21 protein-coding genes and 1 pseudogene are annotated in these 24,695 nt (G+C 68.2%); 14 read left to right on the top strand and 8 right to left on the bottom strand.

All coding sequences use genetic code 11. The annotated features are described in order from the left end of the window. From IG196_RS31235 to IG196_RS31225, 3 genes are all read right to left on the bottom strand, one after another. Positions 1-1,215: a glycosyltransferase gene (locus IG196_RS31235; RefSeq protein ID WP_192194325.1), complete on the bottom strand. Its 1,215-nt coding sequence runs from the start codon at positions 1,213-1,215 to the stop codon at positions 1-3. Further along, positions 1,212-1,865: a TetR/AcrR family transcriptional regulator gene (locus IG196_RS31230; RefSeq protein ID WP_192194324.1), complete on the bottom strand. Its 654-nt coding sequence runs from the start codon at positions 1,863-1,865 to the stop codon at positions 1,212-1,214. The genes IG196_RS31235 and IG196_RS31230 overlap by 4 nt, the downstream gene beginning before the upstream one ends. A gap of 124 nt (positions 1,866-1,989) precedes the next feature. Next, positions 1,990-3,372, bottom strand: a complete 1,383-nt coding sequence (locus IG196_RS31225) for a hypothetical protein (RefSeq protein WP_192194323.1) — start codon at positions 3,370-3,372, stop codon at positions 1,990-1,992. A 382-nt stretch (positions 3,373-3,754) separates the two neighbouring features. On the opposite strand from IG196_RS31225, the gene IG196_RS31220 reads away from it, so the two are divergent. Then, positions 3,755-5,557, top strand: a complete 1,803-nt coding sequence (locus IG196_RS31220) for an NAD(P)/FAD-dependent oxidoreductase (protein ID WP_192194322.1) — start codon at positions 3,755-3,757, stop codon at positions 5,555-5,557. Positions 5,558-5,600: 43 nt separating this feature from the next. Here the strand turns inward: IG196_RS31220 and IG196_RS31215 are convergent, their stop codons facing one another. Both IG196_RS31215 and IG196_RS31210 read right to left on the bottom strand, forming a co-directional pair. Further along, entirely contained in the window at positions 5,601-6,311 is a 711-nt protein-coding gene (locus IG196_RS31215; RefSeq protein ID WP_101490618.1) for a Crp/Fnr family transcriptional regulator, read from the bottom strand. Positions 6,312-6,330: 19 nt separating this feature from the next. Continuing rightward, entirely contained in the window at positions 6,331-6,711 is a 381-nt protein-coding gene (locus tag IG196_RS31210) for a DUF1090 domain-containing protein (protein ID WP_192194321.1), read from the bottom strand. Between the two features lie 164 nt (positions 6,712-6,875). Between IG196_RS31210 and IG196_RS31205 the strand changes: the two genes are divergently transcribed. From IG196_RS31205 to IG196_RS31185, 5 genes are all read left to right on the top strand, one after another. Then, entirely contained in the window at positions 6,876-7,796 is a 921-nt protein-coding gene (locus IG196_RS31205; protein ID WP_192194320.1) for a 3-keto-5-aminohexanoate cleavage protein, read from the top strand. A gap of 35 nt (positions 7,797-7,831) precedes the next feature. Continuing rightward, positions 7,832-9,040, top strand: coding sequence for an ABC transporter substrate-binding protein (locus IG196_RS31200; RefSeq protein ID WP_192194319.1), 1,209 nt, complete (start codon positions 7,832-7,834; stop codon positions 9,038-9,040). Continuing rightward, the gene (locus IG196_RS31195; RefSeq protein ID WP_192194318.1) at positions 9,037-9,984 is read left to right on the top strand and encodes a 3-hydroxyacyl-CoA dehydrogenase NAD-binding domain-containing protein; all 948 of its coding nucleotides are present in this window, start codon (positions 9,037-9,039) and stop codon (positions 9,982-9,984) included. The genes IG196_RS31200 and IG196_RS31195 overlap by 4 nt, the downstream gene beginning before the upstream one ends. Before the next feature lies 1 nt (position 9,985). Beyond that, positions 9,986-11,794, top strand: a complete 1,809-nt coding sequence (locus IG196_RS31190) for a feruloyl-CoA synthase (protein WP_192194317.1) — start codon at positions 9,986-9,988, stop codon at positions 11,792-11,794. 82 nt (positions 11,795-11,876) lie between these two features. Continuing rightward, positions 11,877-12,662, top strand: a complete 786-nt coding sequence (locus IG196_RS31185) for a crotonase/enoyl-CoA hydratase family protein (RefSeq protein ID WP_192194316.1) — start codon at positions 11,877-11,879, stop codon at positions 12,660-12,662. A 1-nt stretch (position 12,663) separates the two neighbouring features. Here the strand turns inward: IG196_RS31185 and IG196_RS31180 are convergent, their stop codons facing one another. Then, positions 12,664-14,058, bottom strand: coding sequence for a PLP-dependent aminotransferase family protein (locus tag IG196_RS31180; RefSeq protein ID WP_192194315.1), 1,395 nt, complete (start codon positions 14,056-14,058; stop codon positions 12,664-12,666). A gap of 137 nt (positions 14,059-14,195) precedes the next feature. Between IG196_RS31180 and IG196_RS31175 the strand changes: the two genes are divergently transcribed. The 3 genes from IG196_RS31175 to IG196_RS31165 all read left to right on the top strand — a co-directional run bounded on the left by IG196_RS31175 (position 14,196) and on the right by IG196_RS31165 (position 17,412). After that, positions 14,196-15,482 (top strand): hydroxymethylglutaryl-CoA reductase, degradative, encoded by a 1,287-nt coding sequence (locus IG196_RS31175; RefSeq protein WP_192194314.1) that lies wholly within the window; start codon positions 14,196-14,198, stop codon positions 15,480-15,482. Between the two features lie 92 nt (positions 15,483-15,574). After that, a complete protein-coding gene (locus IG196_RS31170; RefSeq protein WP_192194313.1) occupies positions 15,575-16,027 on the top strand; it encodes a hypothetical protein in 453 nt (150 codons plus the stop codon). A gap of 41 nt (positions 16,028-16,068) precedes the next feature. Further along, positions 16,069-17,412 (top strand): tripartite tricarboxylate transporter permease, encoded by a 1,344-nt coding sequence (locus tag IG196_RS31165; protein WP_192197205.1) that lies wholly within the window; start codon positions 16,069-16,071, stop codon positions 17,410-17,412. A gap of 415 nt (positions 17,413-17,827) precedes the next feature. Here the strand turns inward: IG196_RS31165 and IG196_RS31160 are convergent. Together IG196_RS31160 and IG196_RS31155 are read right to left on the bottom strand one after the other, a co-directional pair. Beyond that, positions 17,828-18,905: pseudogene (locus IG196_RS31160) on the bottom strand (IS110 family transposase). Positions 18,906-19,204: 299 nt separating this feature from the next. After that, positions 19,205-20,542, bottom strand: a complete 1,338-nt coding sequence (locus IG196_RS31155) for a hypothetical protein (protein WP_192194312.1) — start codon at positions 20,540-20,542, stop codon at positions 19,205-19,207. Between the two features lie 89 nt (positions 20,543-20,631). Between IG196_RS31155 and IG196_RS31150 the strand changes: the two genes are divergently transcribed. The 5 genes from IG196_RS31150 to minE all read left to right on the top strand — a co-directional run bounded on the left by IG196_RS31150 (position 20,632) and on the right by minE (position 24,663). Further along, the gene (locus IG196_RS31150; protein WP_056574715.1) at positions 20,632-21,054 is read left to right on the top strand and encodes a hotdog fold thioesterase; all 423 of its coding nucleotides are present in this window, start codon (positions 20,632-20,634) and stop codon (positions 21,052-21,054) included. A 166-nt stretch (positions 21,055-21,220) separates the two neighbouring features. Next, positions 21,221-22,504: a solute carrier family 23 protein gene (locus IG196_RS31145; protein WP_192194311.1), complete on the top strand. Its 1,284-nt coding sequence runs from the start codon at positions 21,221-21,223 to the stop codon at positions 22,502-22,504. A 223-nt stretch (positions 22,505-22,727) separates the two neighbouring features. Next, positions 22,728-23,504, top strand: a complete 777-nt coding sequence (gene minC / locus IG196_RS31140; protein ID WP_101490630.1) for a septum site-determining protein MinC — start codon at positions 22,728-22,730, stop codon at positions 23,502-23,504. Positions 23,505-23,572: 68 nt separating this feature from the next. Next, positions 23,573-24,388 (top strand): septum site-determining protein MinD, encoded by an 816-nt coding sequence (gene minD, locus IG196_RS31135; RefSeq protein ID WP_095747381.1) that lies wholly within the window; start codon positions 23,573-23,575, stop codon positions 24,386-24,388. 2 nt (positions 24,389-24,390) lie between these two features. After that, positions 24,391-24,663 carry a cell division topological specificity factor MinE gene (minE, locus tag IG196_RS31130; protein ID WP_099794335.1) on the top strand — a complete coding sequence of 91 codons (273 nt, stop codon included), beginning with the start codon at positions 24,391-24,393 and terminating at the stop codon, positions 24,661-24,663. Positions 24,664-24,695 lie beyond the last annotated feature (32 nt).

Genomic DNA, 24,695 nt, shown 5'->3' with positions numbered 1-24,695 from the left:
CTAACGCGCGAGGATCTGCTCGATGGCGCGCACGGCCGTGCCCAGGCCGTCTTCCGCGCGCATGCGTTCGCCCAGCGCCCGGGCCCGCGCGCGCACCTGCGGGTCGTGCGCGAACGCGATGCCGCGCGCCAGGTCGTCGGCGCCGAACCGGGCACCCGCCACCGCGGGCGGTGCCACGCCCGCCTGCGCGAGGTGGTGCGCCCAGAACGCCTGGTCGCCCGCGAAGGGCACGACCACCGAGGGCACGCCCGCGCGCGCGGCCGAGTGGCTGGTGCCCGAGCCGCCGTGGTGCACCACCAGCGCCATCTGCGGAAACAGCCAGTCGTGCGGGGTGTCGCCGATGGCGTGGAAGTTCGACGGCAGTTGCTGCACATCGAGACCACTCCATCCGGGGTGCAGCACCGCGCGCCGGCCGGCCACGCCGTCGACGAGGGCCGCGAGCAGCCGCGTTTTGTCGAAGCCCGTCATGCTGCCGAAGCCGATATAGATGGGCGCCTCGCCGGCCGCGAGAAAGTCGCGCAGCGACGCCGGCGGTTGCCAGTCGGGCACGGGCGCGAGCCACTGGCCGCACACGACGGCGTTGGCGGGCCAGTCGGCCGGACGCGGCAACAGGCTCGGCGAGTAGCCATAAAGCGCGGGGTGCTTGGTCCACAGGCGCCGGCGCGGCGGCAGGCCGCAGACCTCGGCGCGCGCGGCATTCACGGCCGGCCGGAAGGCGCGCCAGAGCAGCCCGTTGACGAGGTGATGGCTCGCGCGGTTCAAAAAGCGCGGCACGCGGGCGGGCGGCAGAAAGGGCGAGGCGAATGCGCCCGTCGGCGTGAGCGGGAACATGCCCGCGCCGATGGCGGGCACGCCCAGCGCCTCGGCCGCCGACAGGCCCACGAAGGCCGCGAGCCCCGCACAGACGATCGCGTCGCAACCCTGCGCGGTCTCGACGGTCTGGCGCAGCCAGGGCGTGGCGTTGGCATTGGCGATGTCCGCGAGCGCCTTGGCGGCGGCGGCCGGCTTGTCGCCCTGCGCGATGACGCCGCCGAGCGCCTGCCGGATGTCGCCGGCCAGTGGCTGCGAGCGCACGCCGAGCCGTTCGGCCGCGCCGAGCGTGGTCGCGTCCGCCAGCAGCACCGACGCATGGCCCGCGTCGTCCATTGCGCGGCACAGGGCGGCGAGCGGGCGCGCGTCGCCCTCGGTGCCGTAGGTGAGCACGGCGATCTTCATGAGGCGCGCCTCCTTGCCGGGGGTTTGGGGGCCGCGCGTGCGCCACCGACGAAGAGGTCGACGACCACGGCGAACTCGTCGCGCAGCACGAGGCCGGGCAGCGTGAGCCAGCGCATCAGCGCGCCGAAGTACAGGTGGTGCAGCAGGCTCGCAAGGTGCGCGGCCGACACGTCGGTGCGCAGCGTGCCGGCCTGCTGGGCGGCGGTGATCAGCGCCTCGAACAGCCCCGACAGGTCGCGCGGCGTGCCGCGGTCGCCGCCGCCGAGTTCGCTCTCGATGTTGAGGAAGCGAAAGCGGAAGTAGTCGAGCAGGTAGGCCCGGTAGCGCTCGGACCATTCGGCCGAGGCATCAAGCAGGCCGGTGAGCTGCGCCGTGAAACCCGCTTTCGGATCGATCGACGCATGCAGGCGCTGCGCATCGACCACGAGTTCGAGGTGCACCCAGTGCGCCAGGATCGCTTCCTTGGTCGGGAAGTGGTTGTAGAGCGTGCCCTTGGCCACGTCGGACTGCTGCGCGATCTGCTCCATGGTGGTCGCGTCGTAGCCCTGGGCTTCGAACAGGCGCATGGCGGTGGACGCGACGTGGTCGAGCGTCTGGGTGCGGCGGCGTTCGCGGCGGCCGGCGGGATCGGGTTCTGTCACGGTATGCATCCCTGAATTTGAACGTCGTGCAATTTTATACGTCGTTCAACATTCCATACATCGCCGTCGCGTCGCGCATGAAAAAGCCCGCGACGCCGGTCACGGCGCGCGGGCTTCTCGGGTCAGCGTGGTGTTACTGGATCACGCCAATGTGCAGGTAGCCGCGCGTCGGCGACGAAGGACCCCGCTTGCCGATCAGAACGTCGAGCTTGCTCGAGCGCATGGCGAAGTACTGATCCGATGCAGCCGCACCATCGATGGCATCCCGCATGCCGACAGGGGCGTCGCTGCTCAACGCGGTCAGCGCCAGCGACTTGGTGATCACCGGACCAGCGGGCGCCGACAGCGAATACAGCCCGGTCGACACGTTCGAGAGGTTGATGTCCCCGTCCGTGGCCCAACCGGAGGCGTTGAAGTTCGCATAGGTCGCGGCGGCGGGCACACCGATGGCCATCACCTGATTGGCCAAGGCTGTCGACGTGCCGGCGCTCAGGTAGATCTTTTCGCCTTCCACCATGGCGATGCCGAACTTGCCGATGACCGCGCCACTGGCGTCCTTCAGCGTCCACAGACCGGCTTCCGTGTCGGCCGCGACCGCCGTGGTCGCCACGCTGCTGCTCGGGCAGTTCTCGATGCGGTAGATCTTCTGGTCGACGCACTGCTTCATTACCGTGCCGCCATCGGAAATCCGGATCTGCGCGATCGCGGATTCGCGGTCTGCGCTCGTGTAGTCGACGCGCGCGCGGTCGTACGTGCCATCCAGCTTGGCCTGCGTGGTGACAAAGGCGCGCGTTGCGATGAATGGCGCGTTCTTGTAGGTCACCGGCGACGAGAAGGGCACGGCGAACGGGAACCCGCCGGCGAAGCTGTCCTTCAGCGTCAGGAAGGTCGCGTTGTTGGGAATGCCGGGAACGCGGCTGTTGGAAAAGACCCAGCCGGTGCCGTTCGCACTGAAGGTGCCCGAGGTCTTGTCGCCTGCCGCATCGGTCACGTCGTAGGTCTTCGCATCGAAGTCGATGTGCAGCTTCTGGCGCGAGCCGTTGGCGGCGAACACCATGTAGTCGCCGTTGTCGTAGCTGCCGGTCTGGACCGCGAAGTTCACCTGCTTCGTGCGGCCTTCGGAGGCGGAGGCTTCGAGTTTGTAGCTGGCGGCGTCTGTCTTGCTGCTGTTCGCGAAGCGCGAGACCCACTGCGTGGCGCCGGTGTCGACGTCGTTGGTGAGGGTGGCCGTGCCGCCGCCACCGCTGGCGGCCCAGGCGACGCTGTCGCTCGACTTGACCACCACTTCCTGGCCCGGCCGCACGGTGTACGTGCCCGCGCCATCGGGGGTGGCCACGGTGCCTGCGATTTCGACGGTGAGCTTCAGCTCTGCCGCGGGGGGCGGCGTGGGTGCGGGCGCCGGAACGAACCCGATCGGCAACCCGCCTCCACCGCCCCCACCACCACCTCCTCCGCCGCATCCGGCCAGTCCCAAGACCACTGCCGCGGCGAGCGCGGTTCCGATGTTTGCCCTCATGTGTCCCTCGTCCTTTGTATGGATTTTTTGTGCGCTTCCGGCGGCGCCGAAAGGCTTCACGAATGTAACGAAAGCTTTGGATTCATAACCAAAAGTTCACGCCGAAGTGGCCACTGCGCCACAGCTTTTGCGGCGCATCGGATGCGGCCGCAGAAAAGTTAATTCAAAAGTTTTCTTCCTCTGTTCAGTGGGCTCGCCGGCCCGTCTCAGCCGCGTCGCATGTCTGTCGCACGGCGCATGCGACACGCCCGCCGCCTGCGACAAAACCCCGGCCAACCCCTTGATTCTTCGTCGCCCCTCGCACGGCACGAAAGCTGCGCCACGACTCCTGCGTGCGCCTTGCCGCGCCGCGATTCGTTCAACGACACAACGGAGACATGCAATGACAGACCCGACCACCGGCCCCACCCGGGCCGCCGCCCAATGGCTGGCCGACTTCGCCGCCGCGCTCGCACGCGGCGACATCGACACGGCCGTTTCGCGGTTCGAGGCCGACAGCTACTGGCGCGACCTCGTCGCCTTCACCTGGAACCTGCGCACGCAGGAAGGCCCCGGCGCCATCCGCGCGATGCTGCAGGCGCGCCTGGCCGACACGCAGCCCACGGCCCTTGCGCTCGAAGGCGACGCGACCGAGGCCGAAGGCGTGGTCGATGCATGGTTCACCTTCGAGACGCGCGTGGCGCGCGGGCGCGGCCACCTTCGCTTGCGCAACGGCAAGGCCTGGACGCTGCTCACCACGATGACCGAGCTGAAAGGCTTCGAGGAAAAGACTGGCGACCAACGCATCAAGGGCGCCGAGCACGGCGTGCACAAGGGCCGCAAGAACTGGCTCGAGAAGCGCCGCGACGAAGAGGCTGCGCTGGGCTACACCGAGCAGCCCGAGGTGGTGATCATCGGCGGCGGCCAGGGCGGCATCGCGCTGGGAGCGCGGCTGCGGCGGCTGGGCGTGCCGACGATCATCGTGGAGCGCAACGCCAAGGCCGGCGACTCCTGGCGCAAGCGCTACAAGTCGCTGTGCCTGCACGACCCGGTCTGGTACGACCACCTGCCCTACATGCCCTTCCCCGACGACTGGCCCGTGTTCGCGCCCAAGGACAAGATCGGCGACTGGCTCGAGATGTACACGAAGATCATGGAACTCAACTACTGGAGTTCCACGAACGCCACCAAGGCGCGCTTCGACGAGGCCACGCAGCGCTGGGAGGTGCAGGTGGAGCGCGAAGGCAAGCCCGTGACGCTGCGCCCGAAGCAGCTGGTGTTTGCGCTCGGCGTGTCGGGCTACCCGAACGTGCCGAAGGTGGCGGGCGCCGAGAACTTCCTGGGCGACCAGCACCACTCCAGCCAGCACCCCGGGCCCGAGGCCTATGCGGGCAAGAAGTGCGTGGTGCTGGGCTCGAACAACTCGGCGCACGACATCTGCGCGGCGCTGTGGGAGCACGGCGCCGACGTGACGATGGTGCAGCGCTCGTCCACGCACATCGCGCCCTCGCAGTCGCTCATGGAGCTGGCGCTGGGCGGCCTGTATTCCGAGCAGGCGGTGAAGAGCGGCATCGACCACCACAAGGGCGACCTCATCTTCGCCTCGGTGCCCTACAAGATCATGCACACCTTCCACATCCCGGTGTACGAGGAGATGAAGAAGCGCGACGCCGACCTGTACGCGCGCCTCGAGAAGGCAGGCTTCCTGCTCGACTTCGGCGTGGACGGCTCGGGCCTGTTCATGAAGTACCTGCGGCGCGGCTCGGGCTACTACATCGACGTGGGCGCCTCGGAGCTGGTGGCCAACGGCAGCATCCACCTGAAGAGCGGCGTGAACATCGAGCGCGTGAACGCAAACTCGGTCACGCTCACCGACGGCACCGAGCTGCCGGCCGACCTGCTGGTGTACGCCACGGGCTACGGCTCGATGAACGGCTGGCTCGCCGATCTGATCTCGCCCGAGATCGCCGACAAGGTCGGCAAGTGCTGGGGCCTGGGCTCCGACACGCCGAAAGACCCGGGCCCGTGGGAAGGCGAGCTGCGCAACATGTGGAAGCCGACGCAGGTCGAGAACCTGTGGTTCCACGGCGGCAACCTGCACCAGTCGCGCCATTACTCGCAGTTCCTGGCGCTGCAGCTGAAGGCGCGCATGGAAGGGATCGACACGCCGGTGTACGAACTGGCGGCGTCGCACCACAAGCGCTGAGCGGCCCGGTTCCCTCTCCCCTCGGGGAGAGGGAGTAAATCCTTCATTCCTGGATGAAGCGCCGCAAGCCTTCGAGGTCGGTCACCGTGATCCCGCCGTACTCGATGTGCAGGAACCCCGCTTCCTTCAGCCGGTTCAACGCCGCATTGCACCGCTGCCGCGACACACCCGACAGGTTCGCGATCTCTTCCTGCGAAGTCTGCAGATGCGACTCGCTGCCCGGATGCAGCCACGGATGGAACAGGCCGGCCAATGCGCGCGCCACCTGGCTGTCGGCATCGAGCAGGCGGTGCGCGGCGTAGCTGCCCATGAACCAGTGCAGCCGCTCGTTGATCTGCTGCAGCAGGAAGTGATCGAAGCCGCGCTGCGTGCGGTGCAGCCACTCGAAGGTCTCCAGCGGCAGTTGCGCCACGCGGCTGGGGCGCAGCGCAATGATGTCGGCCGAGCGCGGCACGGCGCGCAGCAGCGTGCCTTCGCCGAACCAGCTGCCCACCGACAGGCCGCCCAGCGTGACCGAGCGGCCGTCGCTGGAGGTGATCGACCACTTGAGCAGCCCTTCGAGCGTGCCGTACCAGTGCAGCGGCGTGTCGCCGCGCCGGCACAGCGCGGCGCCGGCCGCCACCTCGACCTCGCGCATCTCGTCGAGCACGCGCTCGCCCGCGCCCACGTCGAGCAGCGGGAACCAGGCCGAGCCTTGCAGCAGCTGGGCAATGGTCAAAGAGGCTGCGGGGATCGCCGGCTTGGTCGGGGGCATGCTGTCTTTTTTTGCTTGTTTACTGCGCGGCCTTGAGGTGCTGCAGCTCGGCCTGCGCCTCGTGCAGTTTCTTCTCGCGGTCGGCGATCTTGCTGGCGCGTCCCTTCTGCTGGGCTTCGCGCAGGTCGCGCTCGCGCTCGGCCACCTTGCGCTCCTGGCTGCGGACGCGCCGCTGGTGCTCGGCCGCCAGCTTGGCGTCGGTGCAGTTGCGGTTCACCTCGGCCAGCGCCGTTTCGAGCCCGCGCACACGCTGCTTCTGGCCCTTGGACTTGGCCATCTCGATGTCGCGGCCGATGGCTTCGCGCTTGGCGTCGCAGGTGGCAGGGCCGGCGGGTTGCGCGGCGGCGCCGAGGGTGGTGAACGCGGCCGCGGTGGCCAGCAGGAAGGGCATTAATTTCATAGAGGGTGCTCCTTGGTGCGCGATGGCGCGACGACGACTTTAGCGCCTGCGCCGCGTAAACCCTGCCCCGGAATGTCGTCGCGATGACTGAGTACAAACGCATCACAAAAAATAATGGCGCGCCCCCATGAACGACTGACAGACCGACCCCAGGAGCCCCGAGCATGTCGAAGCGCAAAGTGATCGTGACCATCGCCCCCACCGGCGGCATGGCGCACAAGTCGCAGAACCCCCACCTCCCCACCCAGCCCGTCGAGATTGCCGCCGACGTGCTGCGCTGCTGGAACGCCGGCGCCAGCGTGGTCGCCATCCACGCGCGCCGCCCCGACGACGGCGCCACCTGCAACGCCGAGGTGTACCGCGACATCAACAGCCGCATCCGCGCGGCCGGCTGCGACATCGTGCTCAACAACTCCACCGGCGGCGGCGTGCACGGCGACATGGTGAAGCCGCTGGCGGGCGACCGCTGGGAGATTGCGTGGGAAGAGCGCATCAAGGGCATGGACGCCGGCGCCGAGATGTGCACGCTCGACGCCACCACGCTCAACCTGAGCTTCGAGGGCAAGCAGATCCTGATGGACACGCCCATCACGCGCGGGCGCGAACTCGCCGCCGGCATGAAGGCGCGCGGCATCAAGCCCGAGTGGGAGGTGTTCAGCCCCACGCACATCCTGCAGGACACGACCACGCTGATCGAGGAAGGCCATGACGACGCGCCCTACTTCATCAACCTGGTGATGAACGTACACCGCAACTTCCAGAACGCGATGCCGTACTCGCCGCGCAACCTGCAGATGATGGTCGACACGTTGCCCCAGGGCGCCATCTTCGGCGTAAGCGGCATCGGCATGTCGCAGCTCGAGGCCAACGTGGCGGCGCTGCTGCTGGGCGGCCATGCGCGCGTGGGGCTGGAAGACAACCTCTACTTCCGCCACGGTGAGCTGGCCACCAACGTGCAGCTCACCGAGCGCATCGTGCGCGTGATCCGCGAGCTCGACATGGAAGTGGCCACGCCGGCCGAGGCGCGGCAGATCATGGGCCTGCCGCGCGTGGGTGGACCGCGGCCCGAGTTCGCACTCGGCTGACAAGACAACAACGACAACGAACAGAGACACGACATATGAACACTTCCCGCACCGCACTGGCCCTCGCACTCGGCGCACTCTTTGCATCGGGCGCCTTCGCCCAGGTGTCCGACGACACCATCCGCATCGGCTTCATCAGCGACATGTCGGGCATCTACCGCGACTACGACGGCCCGGCCGGCGCCGAGGCGATCCGCATGGCCATCGCCGACATGGGCGGCGCCATCGACGGCAAGAAGATCGAGCTGGTCACGGCCGACCACCAGAACAAGCCCGACATCGCCGCCGCCAAGGCGCGCGAATGGTTCGACGTGACCAAGGTCGACATGCTGATCGGCGGTGTCAACTCGGGCGCGGCCATTGCCATGGCGGGCGTGGCGGCCGACAAGAAGAAGCCGTACTTCGTGGTGGGCTCGGGCGCGTCGAGCCTCACCAACGAGTACTGCTCGCCCTACACCGTGCACTACGCCTACGACACGGTGGCGATGGCGCGCGGCACCGCGAGCGCGGTGGTCAAGGCCGGCGGCAAGAGCTGGTACTTCGTGGCGGCCGACTACGCCTTCGGTGCCGCGCTGCAAAACGACGCCACCAAGACCGTGCAGGCCAGCGGCGGCACGGTGGCGGGCTCGGTGAAGCACCCGCTGGGCGCGAGCGATTTCTCGTCGTTCATGCTGCAGGCGCAAAGCTCGAAGGCGCAGGTGCTGGCGCTGGCCAACGCGGGCGGCGACACGGTGAACGCCATCAAGTCGGCGGCGGAGTTCGGCCTCAGCAAGAACATGAAACTCGCCGGCATGATCATCACCATCAACGACGTGCACGCGCTGGGCCTGAAGGCCTCGCAGGGCATGTACCTCACCGACAGCTGGTACTGGAACCAGAGCCCCGAGTCGCGCGCGTGGGCGCGCCGCTTCTTCGACAAGCACAAGCGCATGCCTTCTTCTTTCCATGCCGGCGACTACTCGGCCACGCTGCAGTACCTGCAGGCCGTGAAGGCCGCGGGCAGCGACGACGCCGACAAGGTGATGGCGCAGCTGCGCAAGACGAAGTTCAACGACATGTTCGTCAAGGGCGGCTGGCTGCGCGACGACGGCCTCATGGTGCACGACATGCACCTCATGCAGGTGAAGACACCGGCCGAGTCGAAGGAGCCATGGGACTATTACAAGGTGATCGAGAACATCCCCGGCGAAGCCGCGTGGACCACCAAGACGGAGAGCCGCTGCGCGCGGTGGAAACAAGCATGACCCTCATCAACGACGTGAAGCGCGTCGCCGTCGTCGGCACCGGCGTGATCGGCGCGAGCTGGGCCGCGTACTTCCTCGCGCAAGGGCTCGACGTGAACGCGACCGACCCCTCGCCCGGCGCCGAAGACCGGCTGCGCGCCGCCGTGGCGCAGCACTGGCCGACGCTGGAACGCTTCGGCCTCGCCGAGCGCGCCTCGGTCGACCGGCTGCGCTTTCACGACAGCCTGGAAGACGCGGTGGCCGTGGCCGACTTCGTGCAGGAGAACGGCCCCGAGCGCATGGATTTCAAGATCGACCTGTTCCGCCGCATGGACGCGGCGGCGCCACCCGACACCATCCTCGCGTCGAGCTCCTCGGGCCTGGCGATCAGCGGCGTGCAGTCGGGCTGCACGCACCCGCAGCGCGTGGTGCTGGGACATCCGTTCAACCCGCCGCACCTGATTCCGCTGGTCGAAGTGATCGGCGGCGAGCAGACCTCGGCCGAGGTCATCGCCCGCACGATGGCGTTCTATGCGGCCATCGGCAAGCGGCCGATCCACGTGAAGCGCGAGGTGAAAGGCCACATCGCGAACCGGCTGCAGGCTGCCCTGTGGCGCGAGGCGTTCCACCTCGTCAACGAGGGCGTGGCGAGCGTGGCCGACATCGACACCGCCATCGCGCACGGCCCCGGCCTGCGCTGGGCCGTGATGGGACCGTTCATGAACCTGCACCTCTCGGGCGGCGCGGGCGGCATCGAGCACCTGCTCGCGCACCTGGGCGGGCCGATCGAAGACTGGTGGAAGGACCTGGGCGCGCCGTCGATGACGGACGCGTTGAAGCAGCAGGTGGTGCAAGGCGTGGCCGAAGAACTCGGCGCGCGCCACACCACCGACCTCGAAGCCGCGCGCGACACCCTGCTGTTGAACCTGATTCGCGCCAAGGCCGAGACGGGGTCGCTGGATTGACATGACCGACTTCCTTCTCGACGACACGCTGATCGCCCCGCCCCGCACGGTGCGCATCGACCTCGACGACGGCTCGTTCGTGCTGCGCTCGCCGACGACGTTGCAGCCGTATGCACGCTGCATCGGCGAATGGATCGAACGCTGGGCGCGCGAAACGCCCGACGCGCTGGCCTTTGCCGAGCGCGATGAAACGGGCGAAGGCTGGCGAAAGCTCAACTACCGCGCGCTGCGTGCAGCCGTCGGCGCGGTGGCGCAGGGCCTGCTCGACCTGAACCTGCCGCCGGGCCGGCCGGTCGTGATCCTCTCGGACAACGCCATCGATCACGCCGTGCTGATGCTCGCGACGATGCACATCGGCCGCACGGCCTGTTCGCTGTCCAGCGCCTACTCGCGCATGACCAAAGATCCGTCGCGGCTGCACGGCATGCTGCAGGCGCTGCAACCGGCGCTGGTCTACGCGTCCGACGCGAAGGTGTACGGTGCGTCGCTCGCCGGCTGCGGCATCGAGGCCGTGACGGTGTTCAGCCGCCACGCCGAAGCGCATCCCGGCGCGATGGCGTTCGACCGATTGCTCGCGGCGAAAGAAACGCCTGCCGTCATGCAAGCCTTTGCCGCCGTGGGCCCCGACACGCACGCCAAGTACCTGCTGACCTCGGGCTCCACCGGCAAGCCCAAGGTGGTGATCAACACGCACCGCATGCTGTGCGCCAACCAGCAGATGATGGCGCAGACCTGGCGCTTCCTCGCGCAAGAAAAACCGGTGCTCGTCGACTGGCTGCCATGGAGCCACACCTTCGGCGCGAACCACAACCTGCACATGGTGCTGTGCCACGGCGGCGCGCTCTACATCGACGAAGGCCGGCCCGCGCCGGGGCTCATCGAGAAGACGGTGCGCAACCTGCGCGAGGTGAAGCCCACGCTGCTGTTCAACGTGCCGCGCGGCTTCGACATGCTGCTGCCCTTTCTCGAAGCCGACGACGCACTCGCCACCGAAGTGTTCTCGCGGCTGCGCCTGGCCTTCTACGCGGCCGCAGCGCTCGCACCTTCGACCTGGCAACGCCTCGAAGCAGTGGCCCGGCGCGTGCGGCCCACGCGCCCGCTGTGGCTCACCACCTCGTGGGGTGCGACCGAGACCTCGCCCGCGATCACCTCGGCGCACTGGCAGCTCGACGGCGCCGGCTGCATCGGCGCACCGCTGCCGGGGCTGGCGCTGAAGTTCGTGCCCAACGGCGAAAAGCTGGAGATGCGCGTCAAGGGCGTCTCGGTGTTCCCCGGCTACCGCGATGCGCCGCGCGAGACCGCCGAGGCCTTCGACGCCGAGGGCTACTACCGCATCGGCGACGCCGGCTTTCTTGCGAACCCCGGCGACCCCGCGCAGGGCGTGATCTTCAACGGCCGCGTGGCGGAAGACTTCAAGCTCTCGACCGGCACCTGGGTGTCGGTGGGCACGCTGCGCGTGAAGCTGGTGTCGCTGCTGGCGCCGCATGTGCAGGACATCGTGCTCACGGGCCACGACCGCGACGCGATCGGCATGCTGGTGTTCGCCAGCCCGCAAGGTGCGGCGCTCGCGCCCGACGCGCTGGCCGCGCGCATCGCCGGGGTGCTGCGCGCCGTGCGCGACGAAGGCGCGGGCTCGTCGCAATGCCCGGCCTGTGCGCTGGTGCTGGCCGAACCGCCCAGCCTCGATGCGGGCGAGATCACCGACAAGGGCTACATCAACCAGCGCGCGGTGCTCACGCAGCGCGCGGCCGAGGTGGCACGGCTGCATGCGCAAGAGACTGGCGACATGGACGTGATCCGCGCCACCTGAGCGCGGCGGGGTTGGAGAACCCGGGAATGTTTTCTACGATGGCCGGATCGCCCCGCCACTTCAGCCTCCCGGAGACACTGCCATGACCACCCCGCCCTGCGTGACCTTCGACGTGGACGGCCCCGTCTGCACGCTCACGCTGAACCGGCCCGACAAACGCAACGCCGTGGACGGTGTGGTCGCCGCCGCATTGCGCGCGGCCTTCGAGCGCTTCGAGGCCGACGACGCGCTGCGCGTGGCCGTGCTGACGGGCGCGGGCGGCCATTTCTGCGCGGGAGCCGACCTGGGCGCGGTCGGCGACCCCACGCGCCGCAATGAGCTCGACCCCGAGGGCGGTGGCGCCGGCCCGATGGGCCCGACGCGCATGGCGCTGTCCAAGCCGCTGATCGCGGCGGTGAACGGCTACGCGGTCGCGGGCGGGCTCGAGCTCGCGCTGCTGGCCGACCTGCGCGTGGCCGACGACGACGCGGTGCTCGGCGTGTTCTGCCGCCGCTGGGGCGTGCCGCTGATCGACGGCGGCACCGTGCGGCTGCCGCGCCTCGTGGGCATGGGGCGCGCGCTCGACCTGATCCTCACGGGCCGGCCCGTTTCCGCGGCCGAGGCGCTGGCGATGGGCCTGGTGAACCGCACCACACCGCCGGGCGGCGCGCTCGCCGCAGCGCAAGAGTTGGCGCGGCAGATCGCCGCCTTCCCGCAGCAATGCATGCTGGCCGATCGCCGCTCCGCGTTCGAACAGTGGGACCTGCCGCTGGCCGAGGCGCTGCGCCGCGAAGGCGCGCAGGGCGTGCCGATCGTCGCGGCCGAAGGCGAGGCCGGCGCCGCGCGCTTTGCCGGCGGCGCCGGCCGGCACGGCACCTTCAAGGGCTAGTTCAAGGACTGGATCGCCGCCGCAACGCGGTGCGCAGCGCCTTCGCGAAGCGCGGGTCGGCCATGGCGCCGACATTGAAGCGCGACCAGCGCGAGACATGCGTCGAATCGACGCTGAAGATGCGCCCCGGCGCCATCACGATCTTGCGCGGCAGCAGCTCTTTCGCGAAGGCCAGCGAATCGTCCACGCCGGGCAGCGCGGCCCAGATGTAGAGCGACTGCGGGCTGCGCGCGAAGACCTCGGCGTCCACCGCGTCGAACAGCTTCAGCGCGTCGCGCGTGGCCTCGCCCAGCCGCTGCTGCAGGCGCTTGAGGTGCCGCTGGTAGTGGCCCTCGCTCAGGATGACATCGACCGTGCGCTCGCTGTACTCCGAGCTGCTCACGTGGATCAGCGCCTTCAGGTCGGCGAGGTCGCTCGCCAGGTCGGCCCCGCAGGCGATGAAGCCCACGCGCAGTGCGGCCGAGAACGACTTGGAGAAGCTGCCGATGTAGATCGTGCGTTCCAACTGGTCGAGCGCGGAGAGGCGCGGCAACGCGGTCGGCTTGAAGTCGGCCAGCGGGTCGTTCTCGACGATCAGCAGGTTGTACTTCTGCGCCAGCTGCAGCACGCGAAACGCCTTGGCCGGCGAGATGTCGGAGCCCGTGGGGTTGTGCGCGAGCGATTGCGTGAAGAACAGGCGCGGCCGTTCGGCGATGAGCAATTGCTCCAGCACCTCGAGGTCGGGCCCGTCGGCCAGGCGCGGCACCGCCAGCATCTGCGCGCTCGCGAGCTTGAGCTTGCCGAACAGCGGGTAGTAGCCCGGGTCGTCGACCAGCACCTTGCCGCCGGGCGGCACGAAGTAGCGGATGACGATGTCCATCGCCTCGTTGGCGCCGTGCGTGAGCACGATCTGGCGCGGCTCCGCGCCGATGCCGAAGTCCGCGAGCTTGCGCACGAGATGATCGCGCAGCGGCGCGTAGCCGAAGCGGCTGCCGTAGCGGAACAGCGCACCGAGCCCCGTGCGCACGACCTTCGGGTGGTACTTGTCCAGCCGCACATCGGCGAGCCATTCGACGGGCGGAAAGCCGTCGCCCACGGCCACCGCATCGGGCTGCGTCTTGAGCTGCTCGCGCATGAGCCACACGATGTCCATCGCGCGACCGAGACTGCCGGCGTCTTCCTCCGCCGGCTTGGGTGCGGCCGTGGCCTGCGCAAGCACGTAGTAGCCCGAACCGCGCCGCGGCTCGACGAGGCCGCGCGACACCAGCAGCTCGAAGGCGGCCACGACAGTGTTCTTGGCATAGCCGTGAAGTTGCGCGAGTTCGCGCAGCGAGGGCAGCTTGTCGCCGGCCTTGTAGGCGCCGCTCGCGATCTGGCGCGCGAGGGTGTCGGCGAGCGAATCGGCGATCGTGGTCATGGGCTTCGACTGTGACACAGCAGGCCGCGCTGGCGCACCACTGTCCGCACTGTCCCGCCAAACTGTGCCTTCCGCGGGCGGTACAGCTGGCCTAAATTGCCTGCTCCCGAATTCACCTTCCGAAGAGACACGCACCGATGGCCGCCGATTCCCGCATTCCCAATTTCCGCGCACTCACGCCCGCCCAACGCCTGGCCCACATCGCACAGGCCGCATCGCTCACCGACGACGAGGTGGCGCTGCTCGCGCAACCCGGCGCGCTGAGTGTGGAGCGTGCCAACGGCATGGTCGAGAACGTGATCGGCACCTTCGAGCTGCCGCTGGGCGTGGCCGGCAACTTCACCGTGAACGGGCGCGACTACCTCGTGCCGATGGCGGTCGAAGAACCCTCGGTGGTCGCCGCCGCCTCGTTCATGGCCAAGCTGGCGCGCGAAGGCGGCGGCTTCGAGGCGTCGAGCACCGGGCCGCTGATGCGCGCGCAGGTGCAGGTGATCGGCATCACCGACCCGTACGGCGCGCGGCTCGCGTTGCTGCGTGCGCGCGAAGAAATCCTCGCCGTGGCGAACAGCCGCGACAAGGTGCTGATCGGCCTGGGCGGCGGCTGCCGCGACATCGAGGTGCATGTGTTCGGTGACACGCCGCGCGGCGCGATGGTGGTGATGCACCTGATCGTCGACGTGCGCGACGCGATGGGCGCGAACACCGTCAACACGATGGCCGAGGCGGTATCGCCGCTGGTCGAGCGACTCACGGGCGGCACGGTGCGCCTGCGCATCCTGTCGAACCTGGCCGACCTGCGGCTGGCGCGTGCGCGCGTGCGGCTTGCACCTTCTGTGCTGGCCACGCGCGAGCGCAGTGGCGAAGAAGTGGTCGAAGGCGTGATCGACGCCTACACCTTCGCGGCCATCGACCCCTACCGCGCGGCCACGCACAACAAGGGCATCATGAACGGCATCGACCCGGTGATCGTCGCGACCGGCAACGACTGGCGCGCGGTGGAAGCCGGGGCGCATGCCTACGCCTGCCGCAGCGGACGCTATTCCTCGCTGACCACGTGGGAGAAGGACACGACGGGCGCACTTGTCGGCACCATCGAGATGCCGATGCCCGTGGGCCTGGTCGGCGGCGCGACGAAGACGCATCCGCTCGCGCGGCTCGCACTGAAGATCCTCGACGTGAAGTCGGCGCAGGAACTCGGCGAGGTCGCGGTGGCCGTGGGCCTCGCGCAAAACCTCGGCGCTTTGCGCGCGCTCGCCACCGAAGGCATCCAGCGCGGCCACATGGCGCTGCACGCCCGCAACATCGCGCTCGTCGCAGGTGCGACCGGCGACGAGATCGACCACATCGCCAAGCAGATGGCGTCGGAGCACGACGTGCGCACCGACCGCGCCGTCGCACTGCTCGACGCGCTGCGCAAGAAGTAAGCAACGCGGGAGGAGCCCGCACCACGGTCCGCGGCCGACACCGCGGCGGCTGCGCACGCGGCTGTCACACAACCCAGACGGAGACAACTCGAATGAACGCAGACAGTGCAACGCCCGCCCGCTGGCGGCTGGTGGAGATATGGGGCGACACGGCCGACCTGGGCCACCTCGCGTGGTCGATCGTGATCGGCGTCGCGGTGAGCCTCACGGGGTATCTCGTGGCGAGCCGCGTGCTCGCGAGCGTGGTCAGCACGCCTGAGCTGGCGCGCGCCTACGCGATGCTCGCAGGCCTCGGCGGCTGCGTCGTGTCGGGCCTGATCTGCGCGAAGCTCTTCGCGCCCAAGCGCGAGGTGGTCGAAGGCACCGACCCCGATCCGCGCTGGCGTGAGGAAGTGCTGGCCGAACTGGCCGGCGAGCACGGTGACCTGGGCTCGGTGGACGACCTGCCGCCCTCGGTGGTGCGCGAGATGAAGGAGCTGGAAATCTACGACCTGTTCGCGTCGTACAAGCCCCGCGCCAAGGGCGCCGAAGGAGCCGCACCGTGATCGACGCTGCCCTGTTCAACCAGATCCTCGTCGCCACGGGCATGGGCCTCGTGGGCGCCATCGTGTTCGCGGCCATCGGCCTCGTCTCGGGGACCGACGAAACCACCACGCTCGCACCGCTCACGCTGCTGGTGGTGCTGCTCGGCGTGCCGCCCGAAGGCGTGTTCACCTTCTTCCTGGCGGCGGCCGTGGCCAAGCACATGACGCACGCGGTGCCCACCGCGCTGCTCGGCATTCCGGGCGACACCATGGCCACGCCACTGCTGCAGGACGCGAACGTGCTGCGCAACCTGGGCGTGCCGCACATCGCGCTGCGCAAGATGGTGTCGGGCGCGATCATCGCGGCCTTTCTCGCGGTGCCGCTGGCCGTGCTGTTCGCGGTGCTGCTGGCGCCGTATGGCGCGGCCATCACCAAGGCGGCGCCGTGGATCTTCGTGGTGGCGGCCGTGGCCATTGCCTACTTCTCGAGCGGACGCTGGGCGTCGGTGGCCACGCTGGTTCCGTTCGTGATGGTGATCGTGGCGCTGCAGGCGCTCACCGGCAAGTACGGCGTGAAGCTCAGCATCAGCTATTTCCTGGGCATCGCGATCGGGCCGCTGGTGGCGGACCTGTTCTCGGTGATCTCGCCCGCCGCGCGTGCGCGCATGAAGCGCGACAAGGTCCGCACCTTCTCGCTCGCACCCGACGTGAAGGGGTGGACGGGCTACTTCCCGAACCCGTTCAAGGTGCTCGACCGCGCGCAGGTGAAGTGGACCTTCGCGACCGCCGCGATCTCCAGCGCCACCTTCGTGTTCAGCCCGGTCGCGATGACGGTGGTGCTCGGCGAGCTGGTCGGCTCGCGCATCAAGCACGCGTACCACCGCCTCACCACCACGCTGGCCGCGCGCAACGGTGTGACCGAGGCCACCTACATCGCCGAAGCATTGATCCCGCTGATCGCCATCGGCCTGCCGCTGAGCCCCGTGGCCGCAGGCCCGGCCGCGCCGCTCTTCAATGCACCGCCGGTGTTCACGATCGATTCGGCCACGGGCCAGACCCACAACCTGCACAACCTGTTGAACCACTGGGAGTTCCTTGGCTACGGCATGCTGGCCGTGGTGCTCGCGGCGCTGGTGGCCTACCCGTTCACGATGAACTTCGCGCGCCGCGCGGCACTGTTCGTGTCGCGCAAGGTGAGCCACGAAGCGATCATCGCGACCTTCGTCGGGTTGATCGTGGTGATCAGCGTGTGGGAAGGGCAACTGCTCGGGCTGCTGGTGATCCTCACCATGGGCCTGCTCGGCGGGCTGCTGTCGCGCGCCATCGGGTTCAACACGGGCGTGCAGTTCATGGGGTACTACACGGCGGTGCTGACGGTGCCTGCGGTAATCAAGGCACTGTCCTGATGGCTGGACGCGCGGTTCAGGGCGACGCTCCCGCCGACGGGGAACCTTGCTCCGCGAATGTCCTCCGGCCTGCGGCCTCCCCCTTTACCGGGACTTCTCGCGCGGTCAAGCACGGGTTCAGGGTTGTTTTCTCGCCATGCTGTATTGCCTGCAAGGCGGTGAGGATCGAGTCGCAACGAAACGAGGAACAGACTGCACATCTACCGACGGTCTTGTTGCACGGGCCTGTGGCCGTGCGGACCCAGATACGAACCGCTCAGCGGGGCTCCATTCATTTCTCGTGATGCCCACTTCAGTTGGCATCACCAAGGGGGAGTCGAGCTTGCCCGCTGCCGGTCTGACCTGTTCATTGCATCTTGGAACTCACGTCTGGCAAACAAACAAACATCAACAAAGGCTCTTCGAACAGCTCGCGCTACACCGCGATGACCGCAGCGATGGCGCCTGGTGGTTTGGTACTGACGTGGTGCGCATCGAAGGCCCGCCCGCGTGCGAACACGGCCCACAGGATGCGCGCGTTCTTGTTGGCCAACGCCACCACGGCCTTCTGCCACCCGGAGCGCTCGCGCAAGGCCTGCACCCAGCGCGAGATCGGGTCGTCGCGTCTGTGCGCCGTCAGCACGATCGACTTGGCCCCCTGGATCAGCAGCGTGCGCAGGTACGCGTCGCCTCGCTTGGTGATGCGCCCCAGGTTGTTCTTGCCGCCGCTGGAGTTCTGTCGAGGCGTCAGACCCAGCCAGGCGCCGAACTGCGCACCGCTCTTGAATTGCTTGAAGTCGCCCACCGTGGCCACCACCGCGGATGCCGTGACCGGTCCCACGCCCAGCAACTGCTCGGCCTGGCGCACCTGATCGCTGGCCTTGCCGTGTGCGGCGATGCGCTCGTCGCACCATCGCAGGTGTGCATCGAGTTCTTGCCATTGCGCATAGGCCCGCTGCAGCGTCAACCGGGCCAGAGCGCCCAGTTCATTGCTGGCATCTTCCATCGCGTCGGGAAGCATCTGGCGCAGCGCCTCGGGGCTTTGGGCGAACACCAATCCGAACTCCGCCAACAGGCCCCGGATGCGGTTGATGCAGGCGGTGCGGTCTGCCTTGACGCCCTCTCGCAGGCGGTGGATGCAGAGCATGCTTTGCTGCTCCACGCTCTTGATCGGCACGAAGTGCATGTGCGGGCGCGAGGCCGCCTCGCAGATCGCAGCGGCATCGTTGGCGTCGTTCTTGCCGCTCTTGCCTTGGAGGCGATAAGGCACGACGTGCGGGGCGGCAATGATGCGGGCATCCAGCCCCAGAGCAAGCAGCTTGCGCGCCCAGTAATGGGCGCTGGAGCTGGCCTCCATGGCGATCAGGCAGCCTGCCGGCAGTTGCACACACCAAGCCAGGAATTTATCGCGTGCCAAGGCGCGCCCCTGTGACGCGCAAGCCCGCGGCATTGACCGCAAAGACCTGGATCACGCGCTTTGCCAAATCCACGCCGACTCGGGTAATCTCGTTCATAGGGCTTCTCCTTTCAAAGGTTTCAGATTGACTTCGCAAATCAATCTTGGCACTCGATGCCGTGACCAGAAAGCGAGAAGTCCCTTCGCATTCATTTCATTTCGCTGCGCAAGGCACCCCATCGACGTGAGCGTGATTCAGAGCGGTTGTTGATCGACCGGAACAACGACCGCGCTCGGTGTGCGCAGGACACTGGGTGCTTCCCGCAGCGAAATAAAGGAGCCCGAAGGGCGGGGGACATTCGCGGAGGGAAGTACCCGGTGGCCTGGGCACACGCCCTGAACGCGACGCCAGACCGCTCAACGCTGCGGCGATGCAGGCGGCTTCGGCGCCTTCCTCTTCGCAGGCTCATCCCCGCCGAAGAGCTTCTCCACCTGTTGCCCCACACGCGCCCCGATGGCCGTGCCCACCCCCGGCAGCACCGCACTGCCGACGGCCGCCCCCGCGAGCGCGCCGCCGGTCATCGACACCTCGGGCTCGGCCACGCTGCCGCTGATCTTGAGCGGCACGCCGACGACGCCGTCGACCAGATCGACCGCCATCTCGCCCGTCATCTGGCGATTGAAAAGCCGCAGGTTGCCGCTCGCGGTGAGCACGCCCGAGCGCGCCTTGAGGTTCGTGTAGCGCATCACGATGCCGTCCTCGGTGCCCTGGGTGTCGAGCGTGCCCGTGAGCTCGTCCAGCGCCGTGGTGCCGCCGCGGCTGATGCCGACGGTGGTCACGGCCTTGGCGAGGTCGAGGCGGGTCAGCGTGGCGGGCTGCACCGAGAAGGTGGTGCGGGTGTGCAGGCCGCGGATCAGCGCGCCCACCTCGCGGGCCTCGGCCACCAGCGAGGTGTGGCCCGAGACCTTGCCGGCCACCGCCGAGCGGCGCCCGAAAGCCTGCACCAGCCCTTCGATGTCGACCTGCCGCGGGTCGAGCTCGGCCGACACGCGCAAGCCCCGCCCCTCGGGCAGCACCTGGAGCCGCGATTCGCCGTTCCACGTGCCGCCGCCGGCGTCGATGCGGGTGCGCCAGCGGTCTTCTCCGCCTTCGCGGTCCAGCCGCAGCCGCACGGGCGACGCGGCGCCGGCGCGCTCCAGGCGCAGGTGGCGCGGGCGCCAGTTGTCGTCGAAGGTCACGTCGCCGTCGTAGGCCAGCGCGATCTCGCGGCGGTCGATCCAGACCACGTCGCGCCAGCGCACGCGCTCCACCGGCACGGGCGCCAAGGCCCAGGGCGCGGGCAGCACCATGATGCGGTCGCCCTCCTGCGGCGCGGGGCCCTTGCCTCGGAAGGCGCGCACCGAGTTGCGCGGCAGCACCAGACTATCGACGTCGATCTCGTCGATGGCCACCACGCGGTGCAGCAGCAGCGGCCACAGGTGCAGCCGCACGCTCAGGCGCCGCAGGGTGATGGGCTGGGGCTGGTCGGTGGCCAGCTCGGACAGCGCCAGCACGGGCACCGGCCACAGCGACCAGTGGGCGCCGCCCACGGTCAGGTCGACGCCGTAGCGCTGCGAGAAGCCGGCGGCGATGCGGGCCGCCACCTCCTCGTCGTCGGGCAGGCGCGCGGCCACCACGAGCACCAGCGCGCCGAAGCCCAGCAGCAGCACCGCCACCGAGCCCAGGAGCCAGCGTCGCACCGAAGGGAAGGTCATCGGGCCAAGGTAGCACGCAAAGGCGACTGTCCCTGTCAGCCGTCGTCGCTATAGTGCCCTCGCACCCCCTGTATCTCGGAGACTCCCGCATGCGTATCTGGAAGAAAGACATCTCGGTCGAATCGCTGACCGCCAACCACGTGGGCACGGCCGTGGCCGCCCTGGGCATCGAATTCCTGGAGGTGGGCGACGACTTCATCCGCGCCCGCGTGCCGGTGGACGAGCGCACCCGCCAGCCCTACGGCATCCTGCACGGCGGTGTGTCGGTGGTGCTGGCCGAGACGCTGGGCTCCTGCGGCGCGCACTACTCGGCCCCCGAGGGCGACCGCGCCGTGGGCCTGGACATCAACGCCAACCACATCCGCTCGGCCACCAGCGGCTGGGTCATCGGCACGGCGCGCCCGGTGCACCGCGGGCGCACCACGCAGGTCTGGCAGATCGACCTGACGAACGAGGCAGGCGAGCTGACCTGCGTCTCGCGCATCACCATGGCGGTGCTGCAGCCGCGCTGAGCGCGGGCGCCCCCTTCGGGCGCTTTTCTTCTCCTCGTTTTCTTTCTCCCGCCGGTACGCCTCTTGCGGGTGGAACCCGTGTTCAGCACGGGGTGGATCGACCACAATCTCGCCCCAGGGAGCGCGTCGACCCCCCAACACACACCAACCGAGGAGAAGAAAACACATGTTCAACTGGACTGAAAAGCCGGTGTCCACACTGGCCAATGGCGCCGTCATCGCGCCCGACGAGCGGCTGCCCTGGCTGCAGACGGGCGCGATGGGCATCCAGCACGTGATCGCCATGTTCGGCGCCACGGTGCTCGCGCCGATCCTGATGGGCTTCAATCCCAACATCGCGATCCTGATGAGCGGCATCGGCACGCTCATCTTCTACTTCGTGACCGGCGGCAAGGTTCCCAGCTACCTGGGCTCGAGCTTCGCCTTCATCGGCGTGGTAATCGCGGCCAGCGGCTATGCGGGCAAGGGGCCCAACGCCAACATCGCGGTGGCGCTGGGCGGCATCGTGGCCTGCGGGGTGGTGTACATCCTGATCGGGGCCATCGTGCAGGCCGTGGGCACGGGCTGGATCGAGCGCTTCATGCCGCCCGTGGTCACGGGCGCCGTGGTGGCAGTCATCGGGCTGAACCTGGCCAGCATTCCCATCAAGAACATGGCGCCCACCAACTTCGACGCGTGGATGCAGGCCGTGACCTTCCTGTGCGTGGGCCTGGTGGCGGTGTTCACGCGCGGCATGGTGCAGCGCCTGTTGATCCTCATCGGCCTGATCCTGGCCACGCTGGTGTACGCGGCGCTCACCAACGGCATGGGCCTGGGCAAGCCGGTCGACCTGAGCGGCATCGCCAACGCGGCCTGGTTCGGCCTGCCGACCTTCACGGCGCCGGTGTTCACGACCAACGCGATGCTGCTGATTGCGCCCGTGGCGATCATCCTGGTGGCGGAAAACCTCGGCCACCTGAAGGCGGTGACGGCCATGACCGGCCGCAACCTCGACCCGTACATGGGCCGCGCCTTCATCGGCGACGGCATTGCCACGGTCATCAGCGGCGCCGCGGGCGGCACGGGCGTGACCACCTACGCCGAGAACATCGGCGTGATGGCGGCCACGCGCATCTACTCGACGGCGGTGTTCGTGGTGGCGGCGGTGATTGCGCTGGTGCTGGGCTTCAGCCCCAAGTTCGGCGCGCTGATCCAGGCGATTCCGCTGCCGGTGATGGGCGGCGTGAGCATCGTGGTGTTCGGCCTGATCGCCATTGCAGGCGCCAAGATCTGGGTCGACAACAAGGTCGATTTCTCGCAGAACAAGAACCTGATCGTGGCCGCGATCACGCTGATCATCGGCACCGGCGACTTCACGCTGAAGTTCGGCGACTTCGCGCTGGGCGGCATCGGAACCGCCACTTTCGGGGCGATCATCCTCTACGCCCTGCTGGGCAAAACAAAGAACTAACCCCCAGGCTTGCCCACTTCGTGTGGCCTCCGACCCCCTTGCAGGGGGCGATACCAGCGGCCCGGCAAAGCCGGTTCCGCGGTATCCCTGGAAGTGCAGCAAGATGAAACCTCGTGCAATAAGTGTTGTGCAGGGTCAGTGAACACGACACCAGCCATCGGGCTTTGGCCGGCGCCCGTTAGACTCCAACGCTTTTCGCACCGACGTTCACACACGTTTTCCAATGGCCGATGTTTCCGCCGCTCGTACCAAGGCGGTTTTCGAATTCAAGAGCGCCACACTGCCGCTGATCGCAGTGATCCTCAAGACAGCCGACCTCGACGTGCTGGCCGAGGCGCTCGACGCCCAGTTGGCGGATTCGCCCGACTTCTTCGAGCAGGAGCCGGTGGTGATCGACCTCTCGATGCTGCAGGAACTGGCGGCCGAGGCCGACACTCCCGCCCCCGAGATCGACTTTGCCGCCCTGCGCAGCCTGCTGGCGCGCCACCAGACCCAGCCGATCGCCGTGCGCGGCGGCAGCCCCGAGCAGCATGCCGCGGCACGTGAAGCCGGCCTGTCGGTGGCCGCCATGCCCTCGGCGCCCGCGCCCCGATCGCCGGCCCCGCCCGCCGAGGCGCCTGCGGCTTCGGAGGCCCCGCAGATCGTGCGCGAGCTGCCGGTGCCGGCCAACGGGACGCTGCTGATCGACAAGCCGCTGCGTTCGGGCCAGCAGATTTATGCGCGTGGCGGCGACGTGGTGGTGACGGCCATCGTGAGCTTCGGCGCCGAAGTCATCGCCGACGGCAACGTGCATGTGTACGCGCCGCTGCGTGGCAAGGCCATTGCCGGCGCGCGCGGGAACACCGAGGCGCGGATCTTCTCGACCTGCATGGAAGCGCAGCTGGTGGCCATTGCCGGCATCTATCGCACGAACGAAGTGCCGCTGCCCGAGCCCGTGCTGGGCAAGCCCGCCCAGGTGCGCCTGGACGGCAAAAAAATAGCGATCGACGCGATTCCCTGATGAAAAACCAGGAACGCGGCAGCGCTGAGCATCAATCGACAACTGAATCGAAACAAGAAGGAATGGCGATGGCCAAAATTGTGGTGGTGACCTCGGGCAAGGGCGGCGTCGGCAAGACGACCACGAGCGCCAGCTTCGCGTCGGGCCTTGCGCTCGCCGGCAAGAAGACGGCCGTGATCGACTTCGACGTGGGCCTGCGCAATCTCGACCTGATCATGGGCTGCGAACGCCGTGTGGTGTACGACCTGATCAACGTGATCCAGGGCGAGGCCAACCTGAGCCAGGCGCTCATCAAGGACAAGCAGTGCGACAACCTGTTCGTGCTGGCCGCCTCGCAGACGCGCGACAAGGAAGCCCTGTCGCAGGAAGGCGTCGAGAAAATCCTGAACGACCTGTCGGCCATGGAGTTCGACTACATCATCTGCGACTCGCCCGCGGGCATCGAAACCGGCGCGATGATGGCCATGCACTTCGCCGACGAAGCGCTGATCGTCACCAACCCCGAAGTCTCTTCGGTGCGCGACTCGGACCGCATCCTGGGCATGCTCAGCAGCAAGACCAAGCGCGCCAAGGACGGCGGCGAGCCGATCAAGGAACACCTGCTGATCACCCGCTACAACCCGAACCGGGTGGCCGGCGGCCAGATGCTCTCGCTGGAAGACATCCAGGACATCCTGCGCATCAAGCTGATCGGCGTGATCCCGGAGTCGGAAAGCGTGCTGCACGCCTCCAACCAGGGCGTGCCTGCCATCCACGACAAGGACACCGACGTGGCCCAGGCGTACAGCGACGTGGTCGCGCGCTTCCTTGGCGAAGACAAGCCGATGCGCTTTGTCGACGCCGAGAAGCCCGGCTTCTTCAAACGGATCTTCGGGAGCAAGTAGGCATGTCGTTTCTTTCGTTCCTGCTTGGTGAGAAGAAGAAGACTGCGAGCGTCGCCAAGGAGCGCCTGCAGATCATCCTCGCTCACGAGCGCTCCAGCCTCAGCGGCAAGAAGCGCCCCGATTACCTGCCCGAGCTCCAGCGCGAGCTGGTGGCGGTGATTTCCAAGTACGTGTCGATCAACGCCGACGACATCAAGGTGCACCTGGAAACCCAGGACAACCTCGAAGTGCTGGACATCAAGATCGAACTGCCCGATCCGATTCCGGCGCGCTGAGCGCCAGAACCCGGCAGCCGCCCTGAAGCCTC

The sequence above is a fragment of the Variovorax sp. 38R genome, assembly GCF_014843395.1.
GTDB classification, from domain to species: domain Bacteria; phylum Pseudomonadota; class Gammaproteobacteria; order Burkholderiales; family Burkholderiaceae_C; genus Variovorax; species Variovorax paradoxus_H.
The sequence above is the reverse complement of the archived record's forward strand: the minus strand, read 5'-3'. Positions and strand labels throughout refer to the sequence as shown.